Source organism: Henriciella litoralis (genome assembly GCF_002088935.1).
Lineage (GTDB): Bacteria > Pseudomonadota > Alphaproteobacteria > Caulobacterales > Hyphomonadaceae > Henriciella > Henriciella litoralis.
In genome coordinates this window covers 1-4820 of record NZ_NCSS01000003.1, presented here as the reverse complement: position 1 = coordinate 4820, position 4820 = coordinate 1, and the positions used below count along the sequence as shown (strand labels likewise).

The 4820-nt window shown below is 52.4% G+C and carries 5 protein-coding genes; 2 read left to right on the top strand and 3 right to left on the bottom strand.

The window, feature by feature from the left end:
* The 3 genes from B8783_RS00090 to B8783_RS00080 all read right to left on the bottom strand — a co-directional run.
* Positions 1-402 (bottom strand): DDE-type integrase/transposase/recombinase (locus tag B8783_RS00090; RefSeq protein WP_139792166.1); only part of this gene is annotated, 402 nt, incomplete at its 3' end.
* Positions 403-421: 19 nt separating this feature from the next.
* Positions 422-616 (bottom strand): hypothetical protein, encoded by a 195-nt coding sequence (locus tag B8783_RS00085; protein WP_139792165.1) that lies wholly within the window; start codon positions 614-616, stop codon positions 422-424.
* Positions 617-636: 20 nt separating this feature from the next.
* Positions 637-915, bottom strand: coding sequence for a transposase (locus B8783_RS00080; protein ID WP_084417746.1), 279 nt, complete (start codon positions 913-915; stop codon positions 637-639).
* A 470-nt stretch (positions 916-1385) separates the two neighbouring features.
* Here B8783_RS00080 and B8783_RS00075 point away from each other — a divergent pair, with 470 nt between their 5' ends.
* Positions 1386-4301: a TonB-dependent receptor gene (locus B8783_RS00075; protein WP_084417745.1), complete on the top strand. Its 2916-nt coding sequence runs from the start codon at positions 1386-1388 to the stop codon at positions 4299-4301.
* Between the two features lie 129 nt (positions 4302-4430).
* Positions 4431-4820, top strand: a 390-nt coding sequence (locus tag B8783_RS00070) for a DDE-type integrase/transposase/recombinase (protein ID WP_139792164.1), incomplete at its 3' end; no start/stop codon positions are given.

The window sequence follows — 4820 nt, the reverse complement described above, 5'->3', positions numbered from 1 at the left end:
CATGCAGCGGCCCCGGTCCATGCTGACCCGGACCTTCGCCTCGGTGAGCGTGGTGATCCAGTCTGATCCGGAGAACTGGCTTCCCTGATCGGTATTCATGATCTCCGGCGGGCCATACTTCTCGATGGCCTCGCTCAGCGCGTCCACCATCAAGTCTGCATGCATGGTGTTCGACAACCGCCAGCTCAGCACCTTGCGCGTCGCCCAGCCCATGATGGCCACGAGATAGAGGTATCCCCCGCTGGCCGGAATAAATGTGATATCGGCGCACCAGACTGGCTGGGACGCGTGATCTTGAAGACCTTCAGCAAGCAAGGGAAGACCGGATGGGCCGGATGTGGCTGGCTGGTCTTTGGCCTTCGATAAACTTCCTGAAGGCCCATCTGGGGCATCAGGCGGCACGCACGGTGGCGTCCCGCCTTTAAACCGTCCCGCGCCAGCCAATCTGGCGACTGCCGAATAACGGATACTTCGTGAACAGCTTGTCAATCGTATTCATCAGGGCCAGCTCCTCCACGCTCGCCGGCAGTGGCCGGTAGTAGAGCGTTAACCGGGAGATGTTCAGCACTCGGCATTGCGCGCTCAGGCTCAGTTTCGGATGGTCCGGCTGGATCATGCTACGTAGTTCGCCGGGGCTCATAGCTGGAGCATTTTGAGGGAAAAATCGTTCTCCACTGCAAGCCTCCCGATCTTGGCGTCCAGTTCCTTGAACTCGGATTTGCGCTCGTCTGACGACTCGCCTTTGGCGAACACATCCGCCATCCCTTCAAACACCTGCTTCTGCCAAGCGCTCACTTGCGTCGGCATCAGATTGTGCTTCGTGGCAATCTCCTGGATCGTCCTGCCACCGCGCAGCGCATTCAGCTCCACCTGCGCCTTGAAACTGCCGGTGAACTTCCGCCGCTTTCGTCCCATGCTCGATATTCCTTCGGCTGTCGGGATATACCTTAGCTCACTGTCCAGTTTTGTATGATCACCTCAGCCCCAAACGAAACGCGCCTTAATTAACAGTATAGTTTGGCTTTGTGCGGATCAATATTCAACCGATATGATCGGAGTATAAAAAAAGGTGCTGGCTAGAATAATCTAGCCAGCAAGTTTCCCTAAGCTGTGGAATGTTGGGAGGATGCTTTCCCGACGACGTGACACGTTTTTCACGCGGCCGAGACAACAAAAATGACACCCCATGGCTCAGAAGACGCTGCGGGACCGCAGTTTACCGCCTGAGTTATAGCTTAGGTACAGCAGATTTATAACTATGTCCATACAATATGGGAGCACACTGAATTAATCGCTTTCCCGTAATTTGTTTGCTTGCATACCGTGCGATTTCATACGAAGACACATGAATCCGCGATAGACGGACGTGATAAGGGGAGGTAAATATGATTTTTCCGCGATCAGCTTGGGTGGCGTTTCTATACACAACGGCATCGGTTTCGAGCATTGGGCTAGCGGCAGATGCTCAAGAAGAAGACAATGTGAGAACGCTGCAGTCGGTCGTTGTTACGACTCAGAAAACTTCAGAGTCACTGCAGAACGTGCCAATTGCTGTTTCTGCTTTTGATGAAGAGGCAATTGACAGACTCCAGTTAACTGGTGGTCCAGATCTCACAAAAGCTGTGCCGAACCTGTCGTTCACCAAAGGACAATTTACTGGATTCAACCTCAAAATCAGGGGCATAGGAGTAGATGTCGTAGCAACGTCCGGCGATGCCGGGGTAGGCATACATCAGAACGACGTCCCCCTTCAATCGAACAGACTCTTCGAATCCGAATTCTTTGACACTGAGAGGGTCGAAATCCTCCGTGGGCCACAAGGAACACTCTATGGCCGAAACGCTAATGGAGGCGTGTTCAACTTGATCACCGCCAAGCCGGTTTTCGAAGAATTCCAGGCAGACGCCGCGCTGACTTACGGGAACTATAATTCCGTAAAAGCTAACGGCATGGTCAATTTGCCCGTAGGAGAACGGGTTGCCCTCCGAGTTGCCGGATCTCTCACGCAACGCGACGGGTACGTTGATAATATAGTCACCGGCAACGATATTGACGACCGGGACTTGTGGTCAATCCGCGCCACTCTTGGATTTGAGCCGACAGACTCATTGAGCGGGTGGCTATTATATGAACATTTCGAAGAAGAGGATACGCGTCTCCGCTCGGGCAAGCAGCTTTGCCGGAAAGACCCTCTAGACACTAGTTTTGCGGGCATTCCCATCGCCTTCGATGATCAGATTTTCACCTCTCAGGGCTGTCTAAGTGCGCCTCTTGACGAGTCGCGCGATACGGTGAATTCGGTCGCGACGCTCGCGGGTGGGCTAGCTGTTCAGGTTGGGCTGCTCAATGGAGATGCATTTACCGCACCAGCCATTCAGGATTTGCGAACTATTGCGGCAGGATTCGATCCGTTCTACAAAGCCGAACAGGATTTGTGGACACTTAGTCTGTCATGGGACATCAATGATGTCCTGAAATTGACTTCATTGTCGAGCTTCAATGAAACATCTGTTTTCTCTGTTGAGGATGTCTCAAAAGTCGAGCCCACAATCACCTTCAATGACTTGTCAGCAATTCCACCAGGGATAAATCCGCAAGTCGATCTCTACAATTCAGTTTTCCCCGGCGGCGTCGTCAATGACCCGCAGATCGGCCCCTCGAACATTTATACGGTGGCGGATCCATCCGGTGAAACAACAGAGGCCTTTACGCAAGAACTGCGTCTGCAGTCGGATTTTAGTGGCCCGCTGAATTTCAATCTCGGCGCCATCTATATGGACTATGAGGCGGGCAATGACGATGTAATCGATGGATACTACTTCATAAGCAATGCCCTTACCGGTCTGCTGCAATTACACAACGCATCACTTGCAGCTGGTGGACCACCAGTGATTCCGGGAGTTCCATTCCCTGCAAGCCTTGATGAGTCCAATGTGGATGGCGACTCAAATATCCTCAATTCACTCAACGGCTTGGGACGAAATTACTTTCGGACAGTTTCCCCTTATGAGTTGCAGTCGACAGCGCTCTTCGGGGAAGCATATTATGATATAAATGATGAACTGACCTTCACGCTCGGATTGCGCTACACGAAGGATGAAAAGTCGCAAAAGAACATTCCGACCTATCTCTTCACGCCTGATGTCGTCCGCGCGGATCCATTAGCTCCGGTTCCGGATCCGGCGACAGAGACGAACCTAGACGGAAATGTCGACGGAATTTTCGAGGTTGAATTTGAAGAGGTTACAGGGCGCGCCGGATTTGATTGGACACCGGATTTTTCGTTCACAGATGATACGCTTCTGTATGGCTTTTACTCCCGCGGTTACAAGGGAGGCGGCATAAACCCACCGCAGCCTTCGGATAATGCCAACGCATTCCCGTCAACTTTTGAACCAGAGTTCATCAATGCATACGAAATTGGAACCAAAAATCGGTTCGCAGGAGACACACAGCAACTTAATCTCGCAGGCTTCTATTATGACTATACGGATTACCAGATCACTCAGGTGATCAACCGCTCATCGGTGAATTTCAATGTCGATGCTGAGGTGTACGGCCTGGAGATTGAATATCTTTGGGCGCCCGGAAGTAACTGGCTGTTGTCTGCAAATCTCGGTTTGCTCGAATCTAAGCTGGTTGATGTTTTTGCGATTGACGTCCTTGATCGCACGGCCGGTAACTCCGATTTCGTGGTTCTGAAGAACGCGGCAAGCTATTCGAACTGCGCTGTTTCCGCAGAAGGGTATGCAACGATTTTAGGCGCAATCGCGGCTGGGCAACTTGACGCGGGCTCTACTGCTGGGCTGTGTCTTGGCAGTTTTGCAGGTCAGGAGGCGACTTTTGGGCTGGGAGATGTGTCCTATGTCGGTGGGGACGGATCACTCCGCACAATCGGCGCATTGACGCCATTCGACGGCGTCAACAAAAACCTCAGCGACAACAATCTGCCGGGTGCTCCGGATACTACGCTAAACTTGGCAGCGGAGTATACTTTTCCATCTATTGGTAATAGTAGCTGGGATCTGACAATCCGCGGTGATTATTACTATCAAGCGGAGAGCTTTGCTCGTATCTGGAACGTTCCGCGCGACGAGATTTCCAGCTGGGAAAATGTCAATCTTTCTCTTGTCTTGGCGAATGATGACACCGGCTTCCAAATCACAGCTTTTGCCAAAAACCTGTTTGACGAAGAGGTGATAACGGGAGCCTATTTGCAGGACGACAGCCCTGGACTTTATAGCAATGTCTTTCTGACTGAACCGGCTTTGTACGGAGTAACTGTTTCGAAATCATGGTAATAAGTGGCGATCATCATCCGTGCCCGCCTTCCTCAACTGTTTACCAGTCTGAGCTACCTGACCAAGTATTGTCGCGCCGTCCTGGTTTAGTGACTAAGCCGCTTGATTCCGGAAGATCATTCGTAGAGTTTGCCGACCATTGTTGTCGTTGGTTCGTTTGAGGCCAAAGACCAGCCAGCCACATCCGGCCCATCCGGTCTTCCCTTGCTTGCTGAAGGTCTTCAAGATCACGCGTCCCAGCCAGTCTGGTGCGCCGATATCACATTTATTCCGGCCAGCGGGGGATACCTCTATCTCGTGGCCATCATGGGCTGGGCGACGCGCAAGGTGCTGAGCTGGCGGTTGTCGAACACCATGCATGCAGACTTGATGGTGGACGCGCTGAGCGAGGCCATCGAGAAGTATGGCCCGCCGGAGATCATGAATACCGATCAGGGAAGCCAGTTCTCCGGATCAGACTGGATCACCACGCTCACCGAGGCGAAGGTCCGGGTCAGCATGGACCGGGGCCGCTGCATG

Coding starts and splice junctions, on each gene's coding strand:
- B8783_RS00085 (WP_139792165.1), bottom strand. CDS start 616: ATGATCCAGCCGGACCATCCGAAACTGAGCCTGAGCGCGCAATGCCGA.
- B8783_RS00080 (WP_084417746.1), bottom strand. CDS start 915: ATGGGACGAAAGCGGCGGAAGTTCACCGGCAGTTTCAAGGCGCAGGTG.
- B8783_RS00075 (WP_084417745.1), top strand. CDS start 1,386: ATGATTTTTCCGCGATCAGCTTGGGTGGCGTTTCTATACACAACGGCA.